The following is a 3,637-nucleotide window of genomic DNA, read 5'->3' on the forward strand; positions in this document are numbered from 1 at the left end:
CTGGCGGACATCGACACCCCCGCCGCCCTGGCTGCCCTGGAAGCCGCCGCCGAATCCTGAAACGCAAAATGCCCCCGACCAATGAAGGTCAGGGGCATTTTCTATGCTTGCACTTAATACACGAATTTTTTCTGGGCCAGATAGTTGGCGAAAAAGAGGGCGCAGTCCACCGGGATCTTCAAAAACAGTTCCGGCACCGCGGGCAGCAGCCCCGCCAGTCCGGCCACCAGCACCCCGCTGCACAGGGTTTTGAGGACGGTGACGGTGGTGTACAGGGTGGCCGACCGCCCGTGGGCGGTATGGCTGTGGAACACCAGGAAGTAGTTCAGCAGGTAGTTGCACAGGGAGGACAGCACCCGGGCCGCGATGGTGGCGGCCAGGATGGCGGCGCTTTCCCCCATATGGTCCTGGAGCAGGGCGCAGAGCACCGCAAAGGCGCCCAGGTCCACCACGCTGGAGGACAAAGAGGAGGCCAGAAAACGCACAAAAGGCCGGGTTTCGGCCACAGCTTTTGCTTGCATCAAGGGCAGATTCACGACCTTTCAGGAAAATACACAAAGGGACGTGCCCCGCCGTTTTGCGGAGCACGTCCCCTATTATAACGTACTTGGGTCAAAAAATGCAAGCACTGGTTCTCAGTTCAGCGTTTTGCCAAAAAATTCCAGTTCCGGGCGCAGGGTCTGCATCAGGCTGTCAAAAGCATCGGGGGTCAGGCTCTGGGCGCCGTCGCTCTTGGCCTTGGCAGGGTCGTTGTGCACCTCGATCATCAGCCCGTCGGCCCCCACGGCCACGGCGGCCGCCGCCAGGGACGGCACCATGAAGGCGATGCCCGCCGCGTGGCTGGGGTCGATGACCACCGGCAGGTGGGTCATCTTTTTCAGCATGGGCACCGCCGAAATATCCAGGGTGTTGCGCATGCTGGTCTCAAAGGTGCGGATGCCCCGCTCACACAGCACCACGTTGGGGTTGCCCTCGGCCATGATGTACTCGGCGCTCATGACCAGTTCCTCCAGGGTGGAGGAAAGCCCCCGCTTGAGCAGCACCGGAATGTTGGTGCGGCCCACCGCCTTGAGCAGCTCAAAGTTCTGCATGTTCCGGGCACCGATCTGGATCATATCCACCTGAGCTTCCTCAAACAAGGGAATATGCTCGTTGTTCATCAGCTCGGTGACAATGGGCTGACCGGTCACCGCCCGGGCTTCCTGTAGCAATTCCAGCCCCTCGGCCCGCAGGCCCTGGAAGCTGTAGGGGCTGGTGCGGGGCTTGAAGGCGCCGCCCCGCAAAATGGACGCCCCGGCAGCCTGCACCCGCCGGGCCACCCCGATGATCTGCTCCTTGCTCTCCACGCTGCAGGGGCCGGCCATCACCGCGAAGTTGCCCCCGCCGATCTTGTGGCCGCCCACGTCCACCACCGTGTCGTCGGGGTGGAATTTGCGGTTGGCCTTCTTGTAGGGTTCGGACACCCGGCGGCAGGTATCCACCACCGGGTTGGCCAGCACCCAGCTTTCGCTCAGGGCCTTGGTGTCCCCGATCAGGCCCAGGATGTGGGTATCGCTGCCCACCGAATCATTGATCTCAAATCCCATGGACCGCAGTTCCCCGCAGAACTGCTGCACCTGGTCCTGGGGGGCGTTGTGCTTCAGTACGATGATCATGGTTTTCCCTCTCCTTATGAAACAGCCCCGGCGGGCCTTGTTTGTGACAGGCATTAGTTTAGCACTTTAATGTGCTAAAGTCAAGAGTGCTTTACAACTTTTCTCCTTCGGGCTATAATTTGGGTGCAAACGAATGGGACAGTCCCCGGCCGGGGGCCGGGTTTTGTGCACAAGACCGTGCAAAAGCGGATTCACAAGAGAGGGGTTCTCACCATGTCCAAAGAAGCCAAGACCAACGCCATGCGCATGCTGGAGCGCGCCAAGATCAGCTATTCCGCCCACGAATATCCCCACGAGGAGGGCGCCGCCGTGGACGGCGCCACCGTGGCCGCCCTCACCGGGCAGGACCCGGCCAAGGTGTTCAAGACCCTGGTCACCCAGGGGGCGGACCGGAACTTTTATGTCTTTGTCATCCCGGTGCAGGAGGAACTGGACCTGAAAAAGGCCGCCAAGGCCGCCGGGGTCAAGAGCGTGTCCATGCTCCACGTGGCCGACCTGCTGAAAACCACCGGCTATGTGCGGGGCGGCTGCAGCCCGGTGGGCATGAAGAAGCAGTTTGCCACCGTTTTTGATGAGAGCTGTCTGGCCCAGGACACCATCCTGGTGTCGGCGGGGCGCATCGGCACCCAGATCGAGGCGGCGCCCGCCGACCTGATCAAGGTCACCCGGGGCAAAACGGCCCCCATCACGGCGGAGGCCAGGGGCTGATGCGGCTGGACAAGTACCTGGCCGAGCGGCTGGGCATTCCCCGCAGCGAGAGCCGCAAGCGGATCGCCGCCGGGGCGGTGACGGTGAACGGGGTGCCCTGCCGCAAGGCGGACACCCAGCTGGACGAGCACACCGCCGAAGTGGCGGTGAACGGCACGCCCCTGTCCGGCCAGTATGAGAAATACGTCTACCTGATGCTGAACAAGCCCGAAGGGGTGGTCAGCGCCAGCCGGGACAAGCGGGATACCACCGTCACCGACCTGGTGGCACAGGCCTACCCCCGGCGGCAGCTGTTCCCCGCCGGACGGCTGGACAAGACCAGCACCGGGTTTGTGCTGCTCACCGACGACGGGGGCTTTGCCCACGACATCCTGGCCCCGGGGCGGCATGTGTCCAAGGAGTACATCGTCACCCTGGACACGCCCCTGACCCCCGCCATGCAGGCGGGCTTTGCCGCCGGGGTGACCCTGGCGGACGGGCAGACCATGGACCCGGCGGAAGCCGAACCCTGGGGCGCCGACCCCTGCGTGGTGAAGGTGACCCTGCACCAGGGGGTGTACCACCAGATCAAGCGGATGTTCGGGGTGTACGGCGCCGGGGTGAACGGGCTGCACCGCACCGCCATCGGCCCGGTGGCCCTGGACCAGGGCCTGGAACCGGGGTGCTGGCGGCCTTTGACAACCGAAGAAGTGGAGGCGCTGCGTCGGGCATCCCGGGGCTGAGCCCACAACAAGGCAGATTTTGCAAAAAAAGGCAAAATCTGCCTTCTTTCGTTCAAATGCAGTTCAAAAAGACCGGCTATACTAGATAGTGGGTTTGTAGGGCATACGGCGAACCCCTCTTGCAAATTTCGCCGTCTTGCGATACAATAAACTGATTTACCCTTATTTTCGTCCGCGGTTTTCGCGGTGTTTCCACATAACCCCACAGGCGGGAGGTCAATTCATGAGAGTCGGTCTCGACATCGGTTCTACCACCATCAAATGCGTCGTGCTGGATGAGCAGGACAAGGTCATTTATTCTACATACGAACGTCATTACAGTCATATTCTGGAAAAAGGCCAGGAGCTGCTGCAGCGCGTGGCCAAGGACTATGTCCCCGGCGGCCGCGCCATGCTGGCCATCTCTGGTTCGGCGGGCATGGGTCTGGCGGACAGCTGCGGCGTGCCTTTTGTGCAGGAGGTGTTCGCCACCCGCGTGGCGGCCAACCGTCTGGCCCCCGGCACCGACTGCATCATCGAGCTGGGCGGCGAGGACGCCAAGATCCTCTTCCT

The 3,637-nt window shown here is 62.4% G+C and carries 4 protein-coding genes and 1 pseudogene; 3 read left to right on the top strand and 2 right to left on the bottom strand.

Annotated elements, in window-relative coordinates; genetic code table 11:
* Positions 1-113: 113 nt before the first annotated feature.
* Positions 114-506: a GtrA family protein gene (locus Q0K17_RS10810; protein WP_294542918.1), complete on the bottom strand. Its 393-nt coding sequence runs from the start codon at positions 504-506 to the stop codon at positions 114-116.
* A 129-nt stretch (positions 507-635) separates the two neighbouring features.
* Positions 636-1,655 (bottom strand): 3-deoxy-7-phosphoheptulonate synthase, encoded by a 1,020-nt coding sequence (gene aroF / locus Q0K17_RS10815; RefSeq protein WP_294542919.1) that lies wholly within the window; start codon positions 1,653-1,655, stop codon positions 636-638.
* 213 nt (positions 1,656-1,868) lie between these two features.
* On the opposite strand from aroF, the gene ybaK reads away from it, so the two are divergent.
* From ybaK to Q0K17_RS10830, 3 genes and pseudogenes are all read left to right on the top strand, one after another.
* Positions 1,869-2,363 (top strand): Cys-tRNA(Pro) deacylase, encoded by a 495-nt coding sequence (ybaK, locus tag Q0K17_RS10820; protein WP_294542920.1) that lies wholly within the window; start codon positions 1,869-1,871, stop codon positions 2,361-2,363.
* Positions 2,363-3,085, top strand: a complete 723-nt coding sequence (locus tag Q0K17_RS10825) for a pseudouridine synthase (RefSeq protein ID WP_294542921.1) — start codon at positions 2,363-2,365, stop codon at positions 3,083-3,085. The genes ybaK and Q0K17_RS10825 overlap by 1 nt, the downstream gene beginning before the upstream one ends.
* A gap of 223 nt (positions 3,086-3,308) precedes the next feature.
* Positions 3,309-3,637 (top strand): annotated as a pseudogene (locus tag Q0K17_RS10830) (2-hydroxyglutaryl-CoA dehydratase); the annotation flags it as partial.

It is taken from the genome of uncultured Gemmiger sp. (assembly GCA_944388105.1).
GTDB lineage: Bacteria > Bacillota > Clostridia > Oscillospirales > Ruminococcaceae > Gemmiger.

What these genes read in the sequence shown, in the direction of transcription:
- Q0K17_RS10825 (WP_294542921.1), top strand. Translation starts at nt 2,363, where the DNA reads ATGCGGCTGGACAAGTACCTGGCCGAGCGGCTGGGCATTCCCCGCAGC.
- aroF (WP_294542919.1), bottom strand. Translation starts at nt 1,655, where the DNA reads ATGATCATCGTACTGAAGCACAACGCCCCCCAGGACCAGGTGCAGCAG.
- ybaK (WP_294542920.1), top strand. Translation starts at nt 1,869, where the DNA reads ATGTCCAAAGAAGCCAAGACCAACGCCATGCGCATGCTGGAGCGCGCC.